At 68.0% G+C, this 18165-nt stretch carries 21 protein-coding genes; 16 read left to right on the top strand and 5 right to left on the bottom strand.

Annotation, left to right across the window (positions count from 1 at the left end; translation table 11 throughout):
* The first annotated feature begins 11 nt into the window (after positions 1–11).
* From C5E05_RS08275 to C5E05_RS08250, 6 genes are all read left to right on the top strand, one after another.
* On the top strand, positions 12–407 hold the full coding sequence (locus C5E05_RS08275) for a DUF6379 domain-containing protein (RefSeq protein WP_104341640.1): 396 nt from the start codon (positions 12–14) through the stop codon (positions 405–407).
* Complete coding sequence (locus tag C5E05_RS08270) at positions 404–1507, top strand: sugar phosphate isomerase/epimerase (RefSeq protein ID WP_104332928.1); 1104 nt, start codon at positions 404–406, stop codon at positions 1505–1507. Before C5E05_RS08275 ends, C5E05_RS08270 begins: the two co-directional genes overlap by 4 nt.
* 25 nt (positions 1508–1532) lie before the next feature.
* A complete protein-coding gene (locus C5E05_RS08265) occupies positions 1533–2576 on the top strand; it encodes a sugar phosphate isomerase/epimerase (protein WP_104341639.1) in 1044 nt (347 codons plus the stop codon).
* Positions 2577–2593: 17 nt separating this feature from the next.
* Positions 2594–2992: a DUF6379 domain-containing protein gene (locus C5E05_RS08260; RefSeq protein ID WP_104341638.1), complete on the top strand. Its 399-nt coding sequence runs from the start codon at positions 2594–2596 to the stop codon at positions 2990–2992.
* On the top strand, positions 2989–4143 hold the full coding sequence (locus C5E05_RS08255; protein WP_104341637.1) for a Gfo/Idh/MocA family protein: 1155 nt from the start codon (positions 2989–2991) through the stop codon (positions 4141–4143). Before C5E05_RS08260 ends, C5E05_RS08255 begins: the two co-directional genes overlap by 4 nt.
* Positions 4144–4230: 87 nt before the next feature.
* A complete protein-coding gene (locus C5E05_RS08250; RefSeq protein ID WP_104341636.1) occupies positions 4231–5241 on the top strand; it encodes a sugar phosphate isomerase/epimerase in 1011 nt (336 codons plus the stop codon).
* A 93-nt stretch (positions 5242–5334) separates the two neighbouring features.
* Here the strand turns inward: C5E05_RS08250 and C5E05_RS08245 are convergent, their stop codons facing one another.
* The 3 genes from C5E05_RS08245 to C5E05_RS08235 all read right to left on the bottom strand — a co-directional run bounded on the left by C5E05_RS08245 (position 5335) and on the right by C5E05_RS08235 (position 8175).
* Positions 5335–6351, bottom strand: a complete 1017-nt coding sequence (locus C5E05_RS08245) for a restriction endonuclease subunit R (protein ID WP_104341635.1) — start codon at positions 6349–6351, stop codon at positions 5335–5337.
* Positions 6348–6749 (bottom strand): hypothetical protein, encoded by a 402-nt coding sequence (locus C5E05_RS08240; protein WP_104299915.1) that lies wholly within the window; start codon positions 6747–6749, stop codon positions 6348–6350. Before C5E05_RS08240 ends, C5E05_RS08245 begins: the two co-directional genes overlap by 4 nt.
* 148 nt (positions 6750–6897) lie before the next feature.
* Positions 6898–8175, bottom strand: coding sequence for an ROK family protein (locus tag C5E05_RS08235; protein WP_104332563.1), 1278 nt, complete (start codon positions 8173–8175; stop codon positions 6898–6900).
* 111 nt (positions 8176–8286) lie between these two features.
* Between C5E05_RS08235 and C5E05_RS08230 the strand changes: the two genes are divergently transcribed.
* From C5E05_RS08230 to C5E05_RS08215, 4 genes are all read left to right on the top strand, one after another.
* Positions 8287–9324, top strand: coding sequence for a Gfo/Idh/MocA family protein (locus C5E05_RS08230; RefSeq protein WP_104341634.1), 1038 nt, complete (start codon positions 8287–8289; stop codon positions 9322–9324).
* A complete protein-coding gene (locus C5E05_RS08225) occupies positions 9321–10160 on the top strand; it encodes a hypothetical protein (RefSeq protein WP_146081071.1) in 840 nt (279 codons plus the stop codon). The genes C5E05_RS08230 and C5E05_RS08225 overlap by 4 nt, the downstream gene beginning before the upstream one ends.
* 161 nt (positions 10161–10321) lie before the next feature.
* On the top strand, positions 10322–11824 hold the full coding sequence (locus tag C5E05_RS08220) for an MFS transporter (RefSeq protein ID WP_104341632.1): 1503 nt from the start codon (positions 10322–10324) through the stop codon (positions 11822–11824).
* A gap of 49 nt (positions 11825–11873) precedes the next feature.
* Positions 11874–13454, top strand: a complete 1581-nt coding sequence (locus tag C5E05_RS08215) for a GMC oxidoreductase (protein ID WP_104341631.1) — start codon at positions 11874–11876, stop codon at positions 13452–13454.
* 126 nt (positions 13455–13580) lie between these two features.
* On the opposite strand, the gene C5E05_RS08210 is transcribed toward C5E05_RS08215, so the two are convergent.
* Both C5E05_RS08210 and C5E05_RS08205 read right to left on the bottom strand, forming a co-directional pair.
* Positions 13581–13997, bottom strand: coding sequence for an ImmA/IrrE family metallo-endopeptidase (locus tag C5E05_RS08210; RefSeq protein WP_104307432.1), 417 nt, complete (start codon positions 13995–13997; stop codon positions 13581–13583).
* A 29-nt stretch (positions 13998–14026) separates the two neighbouring features.
* A complete protein-coding gene (locus C5E05_RS08205) occupies positions 14027–14422 on the bottom strand; it encodes a helix-turn-helix domain-containing protein (RefSeq protein WP_104239773.1) in 396 nt (131 codons plus the stop codon).
* Positions 14423–14547: 125 nt separating this feature from the next.
* On the opposite strand from C5E05_RS08205, the gene C5E05_RS08200 reads away from it, so the two are divergent.
* The 6 genes from C5E05_RS08200 to C5E05_RS08175 all read left to right on the top strand — a co-directional run bounded on the left by C5E05_RS08200 (position 14548) and on the right by C5E05_RS08175 (position 18086).
* Positions 14548–14793 (top strand): helix-turn-helix domain-containing protein, encoded by a 246-nt coding sequence (locus tag C5E05_RS08200; protein ID WP_104307434.1) that lies wholly within the window; start codon positions 14548–14550, stop codon positions 14791–14793.
* A 221-nt stretch (positions 14794–15014) separates the two neighbouring features.
* The gene (locus C5E05_RS08195; RefSeq protein WP_104341630.1) at positions 15015–15716 is read left to right on the top strand and encodes a hypothetical protein; all 702 of its coding nucleotides are present in this window, start codon (positions 15015–15017) and stop codon (positions 15714–15716) included.
* Positions 15717–15768: 52 nt separating this feature from the next.
* Positions 15769–16563, top strand: coding sequence for an N-acetylmuramoyl-L-alanine amidase (locus C5E05_RS08190; protein WP_104239770.1), 795 nt, complete (start codon positions 15769–15771; stop codon positions 16561–16563).
* A gap of 162 nt (positions 16564–16725) precedes the next feature.
* Entirely contained in the window at positions 16726–17463 is a 738-nt protein-coding gene (locus tag C5E05_RS08185) for an N-acetylmuramoyl-L-alanine amidase (RefSeq protein WP_181059456.1), read from the top strand.
* Entirely contained in the window at positions 17460–17777 is a 318-nt protein-coding gene (locus C5E05_RS08180; protein WP_104341628.1) for a hypothetical protein, read from the top strand. The genes C5E05_RS08185 and C5E05_RS08180 overlap by 4 nt, the downstream gene beginning before the upstream one ends.
* A gap of 54 nt (positions 17778–17831) precedes the next feature.
* Positions 17832–18086 (top strand): holin, encoded by a 255-nt coding sequence (locus tag C5E05_RS08175; protein ID WP_104341627.1) that lies wholly within the window; start codon positions 17832–17834, stop codon positions 18084–18086.
* The last annotated feature ends 79 nt before the right edge of the window (positions 18087–18165 follow it).

The raw sequence follows: 18165 nt of genomic DNA, 5'->3' as shown, positions 1-18165 counted from the left end.
AGGAGGCCACCATGATTCCTGATCGGATCATCGAGCAGGACACGCTCAAGACGAACGGCACACGCACCTCGGTGGAGGTGCGCCTGCCCTGGTACCGCTCGCTCCCCGCATCATGCATCTCCGAGTTCGGCCTCTCGGTCGACGGCATCGCCGCCCCACTCGAGTCGCTGCGCTGGACCATGAACGGCAGGACCTACGCACCGGATGAGCTCGCCAGCGACACGAGCGAGTGGTGGTTCCCGACCGACTCCGTCGTGGTCGAAGGCGACATCCCCATCACAGCGGGCGACGGAGACCACACCGTCGACGTCGACCTGAAGCTCTACATCCCGTACATCATCACCGACCACGGGGTGCTCCGCATCGAAGAACACAACTCCAAGACGATGAAGGCGGTCTCCGCATGAGCAGCGAGCTCGGCACCCCCATCCAGGGGGTCACCCTCTACAGCTTCACCCGCGCGTTCCACGGGCGCGAGTACGACCTCGAAGGGCTCATCCGCAAGGTCGCGGCCGAGGGCTTCGGACCCGGCCTCGAGCTCATCGGGTTCTCGAGCATCCGAGGCTTCCCGAACATCACCGACGAGTTCGCCGGCTGGTTCTCCGACCTCGTCGAGGAGCTCGACCTGGTCCGCACCTCGCTCGCGGTCAACGCCGACATCGGCATCCACCGCGACCGCCTGCTTTCGCAGGACGAGCTCGTCGAGTACATGACGCGGCAGATCGAGGCGGCCGCCAAGCTCGGCTTCCCCGTCGCCCGCGTGCAGATCTCCATCACGCCGGACTCGATGGAGCAGCTCGCGCCGATCGCCGAGAAGCACGGCGTGACGCTGGCCCTCGAGGTGCACGCCGACCAGTACGCCTCGCACCCCCGCATCCTCGCGCTCCGCGACCGCTTCGAGCAGGTCGGCTCCCCGTACCTCGGCTTCACCGCCGATTGGGGCGCCACCACCAAGGCGTTCGCCCCGTCCGCCGTCGAGGCCTACCGCCGCCGCGGCGCCTCGGAGGAGCTGCTCACCGAGCTCGTCGAGCTGTGGGACGGCTACTACGCCGAGGGCCCGCCGGCCGACCAGGGCGTGCACGGCAAGCGCTTCGGCTCGTTCATCGGCCTCGCCGCCAAGCACGGCCGTCCAGACTTCGGCATCGACTTCGCCATCAACGGCACCGGCCTCTTCGGCCCGGCCCGCGTCGAGGACTGGCTCGAGATCATGCCGTGGGTCAAGCACGTGCACGGCAAGTTCTTCGGCATCGACGAGCACGGCGAGGAGCCCTCGGTTCCCGTGCGCGAGCTCATCGCGCTGCTTGTCGAGCAGGGCTACTCGGGCGCCGTCTCGAGCGAGTACGAGGGCTGGCACTGGAACCACTGGCAGAGCCCGTTCGACATCATCCGCGCCGAACACGCCGTGCAGCGCTCCGCTGCAGCGGATGCGGGATCGCGCATGATCACCGACCCCGCCGAGGCGCGCCGCATCCTCGCCGCCCACCATGCGCTGCCCGTACGCAGCTGACCGCCGGGACCAGAAGGAGAACACCATGACAGATGGAATCGCAGGAACGGGCATCAAGCTCGGCATCACCCTCTACTCGCTGACCTCGGAGTTCGCGGCCGGCCTCTACACGCCGGAGACGCTTGTCGAGGCGGTGCACAAGGAGGGCCTCGGCACTGGCGTCGAGTTCAACATCGCGCAGCTGCTGCGCACCTACCCGGACACCGACAAGGAGTTCGTGAAGTTCTGGCGCGACACCCTCGAGCGCGACGGCCTCGAGCCCAGCGCCGTCGGCACCAACCTCGACATGGGGCGCCGCAAGGACCGCGACATGACGCCGGACGAGGAGTACGAGTTCTTCGCGCGCCAGCTCGCGACGGCCAACGACTTCGGGTTCCGCACCGTCGTCATCCGCTCAGCAGGCAAGGAGCTGCTCGCGCGGCTCCTGCCGCTCGCAGAGAAGTACGACCAGCGTCTCGGTTACGAGATCCACGCCCCCTCCGGCCCGAACGCCCCGCAGATCCACGCGATCCGCGAGATGTACGAGGACCTCGGCAGCGACCGCCTCGGCTTCACCGCCGACTTCAGCTCGACGATGCACAGCCTCTCGCCGCGGCTGCTGCGCACCCTGAGCAGCATGGGCATGCCGGAGGAGTACTTCCCCGTCATGGACGAGATCTGGCGCCGCCCGCAGCCGATGCACGTGCGCAACCAGGCCTTCGAGGACTTCCTCACGGAGGAGAAGTTCGACTTCGCCCGCCTCGGCCCGTTCACGCGCCTGGCCTTCAACATGCACGGCCTCGTCGAGCCGGAGGAATGGCTCGACATCATGCCGCAGATGTTCCACGTGCACGCGAAGTTCTACGACATCGACGAGCACGGCGAGGAGCCGGCCATGGACACGGCGCGCATCGTGCGCCAGTTCGTCAAGGGCGGCTACCAGGGCTACCTCTCCAGCGAGTGGGAGGGCCACGCGTTCGCCGACCTCGGCGAGAGCGACCCGGTCGAGCAGGTGCGCCAGCAGCACGCGCTCATGCGCCGTGCCATCGAAGAGACCGCGGCCGAGGCGAACAGCCTCACGGTCGCCTGAGGCTAGGGAACAGACACATGGCAACACACAATTCGCTCTTCGCCGAGAAGGACGTCACCCGGCGCGAGGACGGCATCAGCGTCTCCGTGCAGATCCCCTGGTACCGCAGCCTCTGGCTGTCGGCCGTCGACAACGTCGAAGTCAACGTCAACGGGGTGTCCGTCCCGAAGGACAAGCTGCGCTTCGATCTCGTCGGGCGCTCATACACGATCGACGAGCTGCCCGAGCAGTCGGAGACCCTCTGGTTCCTCTCCGACCGGCCCGACATCGTCATCCAGCTAGATGAGGTGCCGGCCGCCGGCGACAAGCTCACGGTCGAGGTCGTGCTCACGATGCGACTCCTCTACATGCAGATCGCGCCGGGCCGCTATGTCACCAACCGCGTCCCCGTCGAGCGCGAAGTGGTTCTCGCATGACCCGGCCGTTGCGCGTGGCCATGATCGGCTACGGCTTCATGGGAGCCGCTCACTCGGTCGGCTGGCGGCAGGCGCCTCGCGTCTTCGGCCTGCCAGCCGAGGTCGAGATGGCGGTTGTGGTCGGGCGCAACGGCAACGCGGTCGCGGATGCCGCGAAGCAGTGGGGCTGGCAGGAGTCGGCCACCGACTGGCGTGAGGTCATCGGGCGAGACGACATCGACATCGTCGACATCGTCACGCCCGGTGACTCGCATGCCGAGATCGCCATCGCGGCGCTCGAGGCGGGCAAGCACGTCATCGTCGAGAAGCCGCTCTCCAACACGGTCGCCGAGGGCGAGGCGATGGCGGATGCGGCTGCGCGCGCAGCAGAGCGCGGCGTGAGGTCGATGGTCGGCTTCACCTACCGCCGCGTGCCGGCCGTGACCCTGCTCCGCGACCTCATCGCCGAGGGCAGGATCGGGCGCATCCACCGGGTGCGTGCGTCCTACCAGCAGGACTGGCTGGTCGACCCGGATGCACCGCTCTCGTGGCGCCTGCAGAAGGAGCTCGCGGGTTCGGGCGCGCTCGGCGACATCGGGGCGCACGCCATCGACCTCACGCAGTTCGTCACGGGCCAGAGCGTCGACCGGGTCTCCGGCACGATCGACACGATCATCGCCGAGCGTCCGCTCGCCGACGGCTCTGGCACTGGGGCGGTGACCGTCGACGACATCGCGATCTTCACCGGACGGCTCTCGGGCGGGGCGCTCGCCTCGTTCGACGCGAGCCGCTTCGCCACGGGCCGCAAGAACGCGCTCGCCATCGAGGTCTCCGGCGAGTTCGGCGCCCTCGCCTGGAACTTCGAGGACCTCAACTCGCTGCAGTACTACGACCGCACGGCGGACAGCCGGGCGCAGGGGTTCGCGCAGGTCCTCGTGACCGAGCCCGAGCATCCGTACGTCTCAGCCTGGTGGCCGGCCGGTCACATGCTCGGCTACGAGCACGGCTTCACTCACCAGGTCGTCGACCTCGTCACCGCCATCGCAGACGGCACCCCGCTGCACTCGAGCTTCGAAGAGGGGCTCAGCGTGCAGCGTGTGCTCGACGCCGTCGAGCGCAGCTCGGCAGCGGAGAGCGCGTGGGTCGAGACCCGCTCCGCCGTCGGCGTCTGAGCAGCGCGGCCCAAGCATTCGAGAACGTTAGTTCAGCATTCGAGAACGTTAGTTCAGCATTCGAGAACGTTAGTTAAGAGGAGAAGCATGTCTCGTCCTGTCACGTTGTTCACCGGTCAGTGGGCCGATCTGCCGTTCGAGGAGGTTGCGCGTCTTGCGGGGGAGTGGGGGTATGACGGCTTGGAGATCGCCTGCTGGGGTGATCACCTCGATCCGTGGCGGTGGGATGACGCCGAGTACGTCCAGGGCAAGCTCGACGTCCTTGAGCGCAATGGTCTCAAAGTGTGGACGATCTCGAACCATCTCAAGGGGCAGGTGGTGTGTGACGACCCGATCGATCAGCGGCACCGGGACATCGTGTCCGACCGGGTGTGGGGCGACGGTGAGCCGGAAGGGGTGCGGCAGCGTGCTGCGGAGGAGCTGAAGAACACGGCCCGCCTCGCGGCGGCGCTGGGCGTGAAGACCGTCACGGGTTTCACGGGCTCGAGCATCTGGAAGTACGTGGCGATGTTCCCTCCCGCGACGGAGGCGATGGTGGATGCGGGGTATCAGGACTTCGCGGATCGGTGGAACCCGATCTTGGATGTGTTCGAGGAAGTCGGGGTCCGGTTCGCGCACGAGGTGCACCCGTCGGAGATCGCGTATGACTACTGGACCACGAAGCGTGCGTTGGAGGCGATCGGGCACAGGGAGTCGTTCGGCCTGAACTGGGATCCGTCGCACATGGTGTGGCAGGACATCGACCCGGTGGGGTTCTTGTGGGACTTCCAGGACCGCATCTATCACGTGCATTGCAAGGACACGAAGAAGCGCCTCAGCAACGGCCGCAACGGGCGGTTGTCGTCGCATCTGCCGTGGGCGGATCCGCGCCGGGGGTGGGACTTCATCTCGACCGGGCACGGGGACGTGCCGTGGGAGGACTGCTTCCGCATGCTGAACGCGATCGGCTACGAGGGTCCGCTGTCGGTGGAGTGGGAGGACGCGGGTATGGACCGTCTCGTGGGTGCTCCGGAGGCGTTGGGGTTCGTGCGCAAGCTGTCGACGTATCGTCCGTCGGAGGCGGCGTTCGACTCGGCGTTCTCCACGAAGCAGGACTAGGCAGCCCCTGCCCGGCCACAAGAGTGCGGCAGATGCATGCTCCCGGGAACGGGAGCCTGCATCTGCCGCACTTCTCTGCGTGGGCTGGGCAGCTCAGGCAGGCGCCGGCGCGGAGGCGCCTTCCGAGATGGCCTCGCGGGCGAGGGCCAGGTGGGCGCGGGTTGCCTGCTCCGGCGTGAGCGAGTCGATCCACTCGTGGCCGCCCCACTCGCTGCAGAGCGTGCCCGTGAAGCCGACGGCGGCAAGCTCGGCGGAGGTCTCGCGGATGGGGTTCGAGATGCGGCCACCGGTGTCGTCGAGGTCCCAGAACTTCAGGTGCACGCCGCCGACGAGGGGCAGGATCTCCCGCAGCTCGCGCGCGTCCGACCGCCCAAATCGGATGACGAGGTTCATGAACAGGGTGTGCACCTGCGGCGGCACGGTCCCGCCGCGGAGCGAGGCCTGGACGGCGTCGAGCGTCGCCGGGCTCCGCCAGTCGTGCTCGAGCGCGTCCACGAGTGACGCATCCACCCCGCCCGCGCGCAGCCTCGCGAGGTAGCTGGGCGGCAGCGACGGCATGAGCATGCTGATGTCGAGGAGCAGGCGGATGCTCGTGTCGTCCATCGCCGCGACGGCCTCGACGGCAGCCGCGTTCTGCGGCTTGTCGAGCGACTGCTGGCCCTGCAGCTCCTCGTAGAGCGTGAGGCCGTGCTCGTGCAGGCGGGGGAGGAGGCGCTCGAGGAGGGCAGGGCCCGCCTGTCCCAGCGGAAGCCGGATGCCCTCCGCGCCGAGCCGCTCCGCTGCCCGAAGCTGGGGGAGCAGGAACTCGTAGCGCTCATCCTCCGAGCGGCGTGTGGTGGCCGTGAGCCAGTCGTCGAGGCTCGCGCCGACGATGCTCACCGAGGTGTCCGTGGCGTCGAGGGCGGAGCGGATGCTGGAGGTCTCCGCATCCGTCGGATCAGGGAACGTGCGCCACGTCTGGGCGGCCTCGAGCTCGATGACGTTCGCGACGCCGGATGCCCCGATGGAGGCCGCGATCTCGGGGGAGGTGCGGTCGGCGACCATGAGCTCGGGCGACCAGTTGAACGCCGAGGCGGCGAGCGTCCACCCCTCGGGCAGCTGCGTGCTCACGCGGGGTTCCCGACGGCTTCGAGCGGCAGGTCGCGGGATGCGCGCGGCGCGGCCAGCGGCGCGTCCAGCTCCAGGCGACGGGCGGCGGCGAAGGGCAGGATGAGCGGCTGGTTCGGGCCTGCGCCCATATTGGGGATGAGGAGCTTGAAGCCCACGAGCACCTCGTGCTGGCCGGGCTCGAGCCGCACGTTCGAGTGCACGACGATGCGGTCCTGCACGAACCACCACGTGGGGCTCGGCGCCAGCTCGGGGAGCGGGGCGCTCTGTCCGTCGATCGTGACGCGCAGCTCGTGGAGGCTGGCGAGGGGGAGGGATCGGATCCAGGGCAGGGAGACGCGCAGCGAGAAGCCGTCGCCATCGCTGCGGAGGGCGTCGTCGAGCAGGATCGCGAGGCTCACGGGCGTGCTCCCCGGCGGTCGGGGCTGCACGGGTCGATTCTGGGCATGACACTCCTTTGTGACGGCCGATACCGGCTTTAGGAGTGAACCTACAGGCTTATGTCGAAAATCGGAAGAAGTGCCGAATGTGCCCGGCTGTGTACCGGTGTCAGCGGCCGAGGGCGAGCCCCGCGATCGTGGGGCGCCCATCCGCGAACCAGCGCGTGAACGTCTCCTCGAAGAGCTGCTCGCGCACCATCGCGGCACCCCCGCGCAGTGGCTCGCGGACGTCGTTCGCTGAGACCACGATGTTGAGGTCGCGGGTCGCGAGTGGGAGCGAGTGCTCGTAGACGCGCTGCCGGACCTCGGCGAGGAAGATCTCGCCGGCCGAGGCGAGGGCGCCGCCGACGACGATGACCTTCGGGTTGAACATGTTGACGAGCGCGGAGATCGACTCGCCGATGATCTTCGCCGAGCGCTGCGCGAGCTGGATCGCCAGCGCGTCGCCGTCTTCGGCGCACAGTGCGATGAGCTCCGGGTTGAGCTCCTCGCCCTCCTTTGAGCGTCGCGCGAGGAGCCCGTCGTCACCGGCTTCGATCGCGAGTTGGGCATCCCGAACGAGGGCCCATCCGCCAGCCTCCGCCTCGAGGCAGCCGATCTTCCCGCAACGGCACTGCGAGGTCGACCCGAACACCTTCACGTGCCCGATGTCTCCCGCCGCGCCGTTCGCGCCACGGTGGATGCGCCCCCGCGAGACGAGGCCGGCGCCGATTCCCGAGCCGACCTTGACGTAGATGAGATCGACCGACGGGACCTGGCGGTTGGTGCGTTCGTTGAGCGCAAGCAGGTTGGCGTCGTTGTCCACCCAGACGGGCGCGTCGAAGCGCTGCTCGAAGCGGCGGCGGATGTCGAAGCCGTTCCACCCGGGCATGATGGGTGGTGCAACGGGCCTGCCGGACTCGAAGTCGACGGGGCCAGGGACACCGACTGCGATGCCCCAGACGGGGAGCTCGCTGCCTCGGCTCTGGGTGTCTGCGGCGAGGAGCTCTTCGACGAGCTCGAGAGCCGCGTCGAGGGTTGCGGCTGGCCCGCGCGAGATCTCCCAGTCGAGGTGCGCTTGTGCGATGACATCGCCTTCGAGCTGTGCGAGGCCGACGTGGATGTGGAGCGCGCCGAGGGCGCAGACGACGATGAGTCCGTTCTCTCCTCGGAAGCGCAGTGTGCGTGGGGCTCGCCCTCCTGAGGAGGGGCCGACGTCGCCCTCTTCCAGGTAGCCCATGCTGATGGCCTGCTCGACGCGCTGGGTGACGACGCCACGGCCGAGGCCGGTGACGGTGCCGATCTGCGGGCGGGTCAGTGCCTCGCCCATGCGCACGAGGTTGACGACTCGGAGAAGGCTCGTGACCTCATCGGTCTGGGCACCGAAGCGCAACGTTGACTCTCTCATGGCCGAACTGTACCCAATATGTCGACCTTGCGCCGCAGGGAACGCCCAGATACGTTCGTGCACAGCAAACTTTTGCATCAAACATACAAAAGCGCACAAGGAAGTGGTCGCATGTGGTCAGTCGGCGTCATCGGGGCCGGGCCGGGCGTCTCCGCGCTCCACCTCCCCACGCTCGCGCGTCTCCCCGAGCTGTTCCGGGTTGTCCACATCGCGGACTCGGGGAGCGGCCGTGCGGACGAGCTCGCTCGGCGCATCGGCGCGCGCAGCAGCTCCGGCGTCGGCGAGGTGTTCCAGGACGAACGGGTGCAGCTGGCCCTGATCTGCTCGCCGCCGGCCGAGCACGCGAGTCACGTGCGTGCCGCGCTCGATGCGGGGGTCGCTGGCATCCTGTGCGAGAAGCCGCTCGCGACGACCGTCGCCGAGGCCGAAGCACTGGTCGTCGCCTGCCGGGATCGGGGAGTGGCGCTGCTCATCGGCACCAACCACCTCTACGACACCGGCTGGGTACAGGCGCGACGACTCATCGGCGAGCTGCGGGCTCCCGTCGACAGCGTGCGGGTCACGCTGTCGCTCCCGCCGAACAGGCGGTACCACCGGCTCGTCACCGAGTTCGCCGAGGGTGGCGGGTCTCCAGTTCGACATCCCCCGTCTGGACTGCCCGCACACGTGCAGGCCGGCATCGTGCGGCAGCTCGTCGCCGGCCTCGCGGTGCATGACCTGCCCGCCATCCGCGATCTCGTGCCGGGGTTCGATGGCGTCGACTTCGCTCGCTTCGTCGCACCGCTCGGCTATGCCGTCGGGTACCGAGCGGGCCGCGCCCGAGTGCAACTCGGTGCCGTCATGCGCGCAGAGGGGGCGGATGCTCGCTGGCGTCTCACGGTCTCGGCGGGGGAGTCGCGCGTCGACGTCGACTTCCCGCCGGCGTTTGTGCACGACGGTGCGGCGAGTGTCAGTGTTCGCGGGCCGGAAGGCGGGGTGGCGGTGCCCCCGAGGTCACAGCTCGACGGCTACGAGGCGGAGTGGCTGGCGCTTGCCGAGCTGCTCTCGGGGGAGGCGCCGCTCGAGTACGAGGAGCAGCTCGAGGACACGCGCTACGCCATCGTGCTCGCCGAGGCAGTCGCCGCCCACATCGAGGGGGCTTCGTCGTGAGTCTTCGAATTCCCGTCCTGGTGTCGAGTGTGCCGGGCCCGCGAGGGGTGGATAGTGACCGGCTGGCGTCCTATCGCGTCGCGGTTGCCGAGCTGCCGCTGAGTGCGCAGCTCGCCTCGAGCGCGACCGGCGCGACCGGCGCGGTCGTCGTGATCGACGCTCGCAGTTCCGGGGGCTGGCTGTCCGCGGTCGAGGCGGCGCTGGCCGACGGCGCCCGAGGTGTGGTCGTCGACGAGGCCGTCGTGCCTGATGTCGGTCGCCGCGATCGACTGCCAGCAGGTGCCGCGCCCGTTCTGGCCGCGCGGCGCTTCCTCCCGAGGGATCTCGTGGAAGCGGCTCGGGCGTTCGTGGCCCCGCCCGGGGCGGAGGGTGTCCTCGTCACGGTCGAGGCCGGCGGTCCATCCTCGAGCGGGGTGCTGCGGGACGCGCTGGGCTGGGCGCGTGTGCTGACCGGTGGGGGCGAGCTCAGGCTGGGAGTCGCGCATCCGGAGAACGAGAGTGCCCCGACCGTGTCCCATCTGCTCGAATCGCACGACGGCATCCCCGTCCTCTTCTCCTGGGTCCCGGTCGCGGGGGTGCCGTGGCTGCGGGTCTCGGCGTTCGGCGCGGTCGAGGTCGAGGTCGCCATCGATCCCGGGGCCGGGGTCGCACGCATCACGAGTCGCTCCGCGGAGGGGGAGCGAGTTATTCGGCAGGGGTTCGAGGGCCGTGCCCGTCTGGAGCTGCGGTGTGCCATCAAGGCGCCGCGTGCATCCGAGTGGCCCGACGAGCTGTCGCCCCTGCTCGAGGATCTCGAGCTGAGTTGGCAGATCGAACGCGGGTGCTCGTCGGCGTGACGCCCGCAATTGCCGCTCCTGCGCACTCTTTAGTTGATTTCAGACATAAGCCTGGGTAGGCTGACCTCGACGCAGGGGTTCCACGAACCCGTCACCGGCCGCGACGCAGCGACCGGAGGCACACCATGTCGCGTAGATCGTCCGATCGTTCGGGCCCTTTTATGCCACTCTCACCGGCGAGACTCCGCCTTCTTGTTGCTTCCCTCCTCACCGTCTCCTTCCTGGGCGCGCTCGACCACACGGTCGTGTCGACATCGCTCGCGACCATCGCCGGCGACCTCGGCGCGCTCGAGCAGATGGGCTGGGTCGTCGTCAGCTACACCCTCGCCAGCACCGTGCTCCTGCCCGTGCTCGGCAAGCTCGGCGACATCGTCGGCCCCCGAGCGGTGTTCCTGACCTCCCTCGTGCTCTTCCTGCTCGCCTCGCTCGCCTGCGGCTTCGCGCCGAACATGGGCCTGCTCATCGTCGCCCGCGTCTTCCAGGGGATGAGCTCGGCCGGCCTGCAGCTCATGTCGCAGACGATCATCGCCCAGGTCACGAGCCCGAGGGCTCGGCCCAAGTACATGGCCGTCATCGGAGCGGCGTTCCCCGTCGCCATCCTCATCGGCCCGTTGCTCGGCGGCCTCATCGCCGACAACTGGGGCTGGCAGTGGGTGTTCTGGGTGAACCTCCCCGTCGGCGTCGCCGCGCTGATCTTCGCGCTCGTCGCGATCCCGAGCATCCCCCGCACGTCCGCCCCGCGCTTCGACGTGCTCGGCTCGCTCGCCTTCACGATCGCGCTCGTCACGCTCGTGCTCGGCGTGAGCTGGGTCTCCGACGCCGAGCTCCTCACATCAGCGCTCGCGGCCTTCGGCATCGCCCTGGCATCGTTCGCGCTCTTCTCCTGGGCGGAGGTGCGCGCCGAGAACCCGGTCGTGCCCCTGCACATCTTCAAGAACCGCACCGTCGCGGCCGGCACGGCACTCTCCGCCATCATCGGCGTCGGCCTCTTCTCCATCACCGCCTACCTGCCCACCTACGTGCAGATGGCCTACAGCACCACGGCGACCGTCTCCGGGCTCGTGCCCATCGCGACCGTCATGGGGATGCTCGTGAGCAACCTCCTCACGGGCTTCCTCGCCAGCCGATCGGGTCGTTACCGCGTCTACCCGATCGTCGGCACCGCCCTCGGGGCGGTGGGCCTGCTCATCATGGCCACGCTCCCCGTCGGGCTCCCGCTCTGGGTGCCCATGGTCGTCATGTTCGGCGTCGGACTCGGCACGGGCTCCTTCATGAGCCTCATCGTCGCCGTCGTGCAGAGCGCTGCCCCCAAGAACGCGACGGGCGCCGTCACCGCGAGCGTCAACATCGTCCGCCAGGTCGGCTCCACCGTGACGACCGCCATTATCGGCGGCGTCATCGGCGCGGGTGTCGCGGCGCTGCTCCCCATCGGCTTCGACGCCGCCAACCTCACCCCGCAGCTCGTGCACGCGAGCGACCCCGCCTTCCAGGCGACCGTCGCGGAGATCTACCGCGACGTGTTCGCGCCCATCTTCATCGGCCTCTCGATCGCCTACGCCATCGGCTTCGTCGCGGCGCTGCTGCTGCCGCCCGGCCGCCTGTCCAACGAGACGGGGAGCATCCCCGTCGTCGAACCGCAGAGCCTCCCGGCGTCGCGCGCCTGACCGCGTCCGCCGCATCCACTCACCAGCCGCTCTTCCAAGGAGGAAGCACATGACCACCAATCCAGTCGTCGCGATCGTCGGCAGCGGACCCATCGGGGCCGCCTACGCGCGGACCCTCCTCGAGCAGAACCCGGACGTGCGCGTCACCATGTTCGAGGCGGGCCCACAGCTCACCGACATCCCGGGCGAGAGCGTGCGCAACATCGCCGACCCCGACGAGAAGGAGCGCGCCCGCGAGCGGTCGCAGGGGCCGCAGGCCGGCGACTTCCGCGACTCACTGGGCATTCCGAGATCGGCCGTTGTGGAGGGGATGTTCACGGCCCGCCAGGGCACGCACCTCCTCGACTTCGGCGGCGAGGGGTCGGCCCACACGGACACGTTCCCCGCGGCGGCCGCGTCGACCAACGTCGGCGGCATGGGCGCGCACTGGACCTGCGCGACCCCGGCCCCCGAGTTCAGCGAACGCGTCGACTTCATCGAGAGCGGCGAGTGGGATGACCTGCTCGCGAACGCAGAGCTGCTGCTGCACGTGCAGTCCGCCGCGTTCGCCGACTCCGGCGTCGGCGGCGCCATCCGCTCGATCCTCTCCGAGGAGTTCGCCGCCGAGCTGCCGGAGGGCTTCGGCCCGGGCACGCTCCCCGTGGCGGGAGACGCGCAGCCCGACGGCACTGTCCGCTGGGCCGGCGCCGACGTCGTCTTCGGGCCGCTCGTCGAAGCGGGCAACCCTCTCGCCGAGCGCTTCGAGCTGCGCGACCTCCACCTCGTGCGCCGCGTCGAGCGCGACGGCGACGGAGCCGACGCCCGCGTCACGGGCGTCACCGTCGAAGACCTCCGCACCGGAGCGACGAGCTTCTTCCCCGCGGACGCCGTGGTCGTCGCGGCCGACGCGTTCCGATCCCCGCAGCTCCTCTGGGCATCCGGCATTCGCCCGGCAGCTCTCGGCCGCTACCTCACCGAGCACCCCGTCGTCATCTCGACGGTCGCCCTCGACCCCGCCGGCATGAGCCGCTTCGCCACCGACGCCGACCTCGAGGAGGAGCTCGCCCGCCGAGCCCTCAACCCGGCCGACCCGGTGGGTGCCGTCAACCGCATCCCCTTCTCCGAGCCAGACCACCCCTTCTCCCTGCAGGTCATGTACGCCGAGAACCCGCCATTCCCGCTCGACCCCGCGCACCCCCACGCCGGCAACCGCTGGGGCTACGTCAACATGGGGTACGGCATGCGCAAGCACCCGCGCGTCGAAGACGGCATCACGTTCCACGACGACGAGCTCGACTACCGCGGCTTCCCCAACATGACCGTCGAGTACGCGCTCACCGACGTCGAGAAGGCGGAGATCGCCGACGGCGAGGCGCACCTGAGACGGGCCGGGGAGGCGCTCGGCACGTTCATCGCCGAGCCGCGCCTCCTCCCCAACGGCTCGAGCCTCCACTACCAGGGCACGATGCGCGCCGGCGCGAACGACGACGGCACCACCGTCGCCGACCCGTACTCGCGCGTCTGGGGCATCGACAACCTCTACGTCGGCGGCAACGCCCTCATCCCCACCGCGACGACCATGAACCCCACCCTCATGAGCGTCGCCATCGCGGTCCGCGGAGCCAGGAAGCTCGCGGAAGAACTGGCGTAGCGCGAAACTCCACGGGAGGCTCGGAATGGGCTTCTCGGTTCCGGATGGGTTCTTCCTCATCCCGAACCGAGAAGCCCATTTTCGTTGGGAGCGGATGCTCCTCTGGAGGCAGGGCCGGCTCGCGGCCTAGCCAGCGAGCTCGGCCTCGCCGGTGGCGGCGTCGTGGCGAGCGTGGCGTCGCGAAGCGTAGAGATCTGCTGCGGTGACGAGGAGTCGCGGTGTGACCTGCAGATCGACGCACCACTGCCCCGGATCAGGCGACTGAGCGGCGACGGCCCGGAAGTCCTCGATGCTGATGAGCCTCCGAGCCGCCCACCGGTCCGCCTGCCGTTCTGCCTTCGGGGTCGAGGAGTCGTGGCCGAGCACGGCGTGAGCGATCTCGTGCGCGAGAACAGAGCGCTCGATGAAGAACGGCAGTGAGTCGAGGATCAGGATCGTGGTCTGCTTCGGGTACCAGCGCCCGAGGTCCCCACCGAGCTCACGGCAGAACTGAACGCTGATTCCCAGATCACGTGCGCACTCGAATGGCTCCCAGTTGGTCATGTGTCCATCGTGCGACGGGCCACCGACATTCAGACCAGGTCGTCGTCGAGGTCTCCGCCGATGTCGGTGCTGTGCGCCGCGAATGGCTGTGCTGAGACGGGTTCGCTGCCCGCGCGTTTCGTGCGCCGCGCAGACGCCTCGGCCAGGGGGGTGACTGTGGCTGTAGGGGCGCCCATGGCTGCGGTGAGTCGTCGGTGGGCGTTCTCGACGAGTTGCGCTGGGTCGACGCCGACGATCTCGCTGGCTTCGTAGAGCACCGCGAGGGGAATGGCCACGTGGCCGTTGAGCCACCGGCTGAAGGCCGCAGGGGAGCGCTTCATGGTGGTCGCAACGTGCGTTGCGCTCATTCCTCGCTCGACGATGGCGCCCTTGAGTGCGAGTCCCACATAGGTCGTGAACGTCTCCGCTCGCTGCTGCATGTTCATAAGGGCAGTCTATGTCCCCGAATCAGCAACAGCAATGCTCGATCCGATAACACCCGTGGCTTGTGCATGTTCGTTTGGGTATGTAGATTGTTCATATGAGCAACGACGGACCGAGGGGGTGTGCAGTGAGAGTCAAGAAGACGATCGACCAGACCGGTCGATCCAGGAGATTCGTGGCCGAGCAGGTTGGGATCCCGTACTCGACCATCAACAGGAAACTCGCGTTCGGCGCCCACTTCGGTCTTCGGGAGCTCCTGCTCCTCGCGGAAGCACTCGGCATCTCGCCCAGTCAGTTCATGACCGATGACGACCCGGTCAGTCCGATGCTGACTCCGCACCACAGCGGCGCCGGCCGAAGCTCCACCGGGTAGCTCGAGCACCAGCGACGCGGAGAGCCCCAGCGGTGTGCGAGTCACCGCCGTCGCACTGATCCTCATGGATCACGTCCACGCAGAGCAGGGTGAAGCGTCACCTCTCGCGTGCATCCGTTCGCATTCTGCGAACTGATTCCGGGCACTCGTGCCCGTCCCGTCGATCGACCGAACGGGCTGATCGGCCTACCCGTCTATTCCCATGCCCAAAGGAGGCATCAATGGATATTTCCACCCTCGTCAGTGTCGAGGGGCACCTGTTCACCAGAGATCTCGCACGCCGAGTCCGCTGGGTCGCAGCACAGGTCCGCTCGAGGGGGTTCACCCTCAAGATCACCGAGGGCTACCGCCCCGTCGGTGTCCCAGCTGACCAATACGTCCTCGTCGAGTCCAAGACCTCGACGGGCGGCTCCAACCAGTGGTTCCAGTGGGGTCGCATGAACCGCGGGGAGACGCCGGAAGCGGCGTACCCCGGCACTTCACCACACGGTCGCGGCGAAGCCGTCGACTGGGACACCAACAACATGGCCGTCCGCTCCGAGTACATGCGCCTCGCCGGACTCGGCCAGACCATCGCATCCGAATCATGGCATGCCGCAATCGTCGGCCCGCCTCTCGTCAACATTCCCGAAGAAGGGGGATTCCTCATGGCACTTACCGATGCCGAACAGAACAAGCTCAAGTCCGACGTGGTCGCGATCAAGAAGATCACCGGGTTCCGACTCCTGCGCAACGAGCAGACCGGGGAGACCTACGCGGTCAATCCGATCGCGGGAGGCTACTGGCACATCCCGAGTCCCGCCGCCCTCAGCTCGCTGAACATGCTCGGGATCATCCCCGGAGCGGAGGCGATCGAGACGGTCCACAAGGACAACCTCGCCTGGATGTTCTCCGTCTACCGCGAACTCGGCACCCCCGAGTGACCCGCAGCTACCAGCGGGCGCACCGCTCGCGGAAGAGAGAGGAGCGTCGCGTATGACCTTCTCGAAGCTCACGACCTCGACTTCCGGCAACGGCAACCAGTTCAACGCCCGCTCGCGGGCCGTCGACCACTTCGTCGTGCACCATGCGGCCGACTCATCGCTCGCCAACGTGCTCGCGATGATGTCGTCCGGCTCGCGACAGGTCAGCGCGAACTACGTCGTGAAAGACGCCCAGATCGTCGGTGTCGTTCCCGAGGAGCACCGGGCCTGGTCGCTGGGCAGCGATGAGTGGGATGGGCGCTCGATCACCGTCGAGACCTGCAACTCGGCAACCGGGGACGCATCCGGCTGGCCGATCTCGGAGGCCTCGTATCAATCACTCGCACGACTGATCGCCGACTGCGCGACCAGGTACGGGTTCCCCATCAACCGCAACACCGTCATCGGGCACAAGGAGGTGTACACGCGCCACGGCGCCTCGTACGCCACCGCGTGCCCCGGTGGCATCAACCTCGACCGACTCGTCAACCTGGCGATCGGCATCCAGCAGAACAACAACGGAGGATTCCTCATGGCACTGACCGATGCAGAACAGAACAAGCTCAAGGCCGATGTGGCCGCGATCAAGAAGATCACGGGGTTCCGGCTCCTGAAGAACGAGCAGACCGGTGCTATCTACGCGGTCAACCCGATCGCGGGAGGCTACTGGCACGTTCCGAGCCCGGCAGCTCTCAACTCGCTCAACATCCTCGGGATCATCCCAGGGCAGGACGCGATCGAGACCGTCCACAAGGACAACCTCGCGTGGATGTTCTCCGTCTACCGCGAGCTCGGCACCGCTGAGTAGTTCGACGGAACTCGTGGGGGCCGGGGCGCCGCAATCGCCCCGGCCCCCACGGGCCTTCGCCCGCGTCACTGGGCAGAGCCCAACGATCGAGAGCGTTCAATGACCTTCTCAGAACTCACCACGAATAGCTCACCGCACGCCGATCAGCTCGGCCCCAGACGCGTGCAGGTCGACCGGTTCGTCGTGCACCACGCTGCAACCGAGTCACTTTCCGCTGTGCTCAGCATGATGGGCACCAGATCGCGCGAAGTGAGCTCGAACTACGTGATCAAAGATCAGCAGATCGTCGGCGTCGTGCCCGAAGAATTCCGCGCGTGGTCGCTGGCGAGCCCTGAGTGGGATGCCAGGGCAATCACCGTGGAGGTGTGCAACGAACGCACGGGGGACGCGAGTGGCTGGCCGATCTCTGAGGCGAGCTACACGTCGTTGGCATCGCTGGTCGCGGACTGCGCGCAGCGCTTCGGCTTCCCCATCGATCGTGTCGCTGTGCTCGGCCATCGAGAAGTCTTCCAGAGGCACGGCGGCTCCTACGCGACTGTCTGCCCCGGAGGTATCGACCTCGATCGAGTTGTGGAGCTCGCGAAGATGCATGCCGCGGGGGGATCAAATGAGAGCGAAGGGGGCGGAGGCAACGCAGAACAGGACAAGGAAATGTGGATAGCAGAAGTGCCCGAACTCGGGCGCCAGTACATCGTCACCGCGAACTTCGTGAGGTGGACGGGGAGCCCCGAGGCCGTATCCGGCATCGTCAAGCTGACCGGCCGTCCGATCGTGAGGTTGGGATTCGCTGAGTTCTTCGCGATGTGGCAGGAGATCAACGCAGGCAATGCCGACGACAGTGCGCTGAGCGGCGAGCGCGAACTGCTCGAGCTCGCGGCGCAGATCCGAGGGATCCGATGATCGGCTGGGTTGGGCCGGAGGCTGCGATCGCCATAGCGGCGGGCTTCACTGCGGTCGGTGCCATCTTCGGGCATGCGACGGCCGGGCGGTCAGCGCGCAGGGCGGACGCCCAGGACCTCGTCGACCAACTTCAGGAAGAGCTCGCCAGCTACCGCGAGCAGCAGGCCGCCATCCGTGCATCCGATGTCGAGCGCCTCAACAGGCTCGATACCTACGTGGACGGGTACCGCACGCACGCTCATGAGCTGCGCGCCCACATTTGGGACGGCAAGGAGCCGCCCCCTCCGGTGTGGCCGTCTCAGCTGCCGAAGTGAGCCGAGGCCACCTCTGCCGGGGCCGCAACATCTCAAAGATCTAAAGGGAGCATCATGTTGAAATATTGGTCCATCACTTTCCTGGACTACGCCGGAGAACGCGCGCTGAAGACGATCATCCAAGCGTTGTTCGCCGCTGGGGTCCTCGGGGAATCGTTCCTCGGCCTTGACTGGGCAGCGGTCGCGTCCATAAGTGCAGGAATGTTCGTCGCCTCTGTCCTGACCAGCGTCCTGTTCTATCGGGGCGATGGTTCGGACAACCCGGACGACACGAGCGTTGGCCCGGCGAGTCACGACCGCGCTGCATGATTCACGGATGCTGGGCTCCGCGCGCCGCCGGCGAGGGTGATCCGCTCGGTGGAACCGGCAGGAGATAAACGTACACCGT

The sequence above is a fragment of the Pseudoclavibacter sp. AY1H1 genome (assembly GCF_002931055.1).
Classification (GTDB): Bacteria; Actinomycetota; Actinomycetes; order Actinomycetales; family Microbacteriaceae; genus Pseudoclavibacter.
This window is presented reverse-complemented; position numbering and strand designations above follow the sequence as displayed.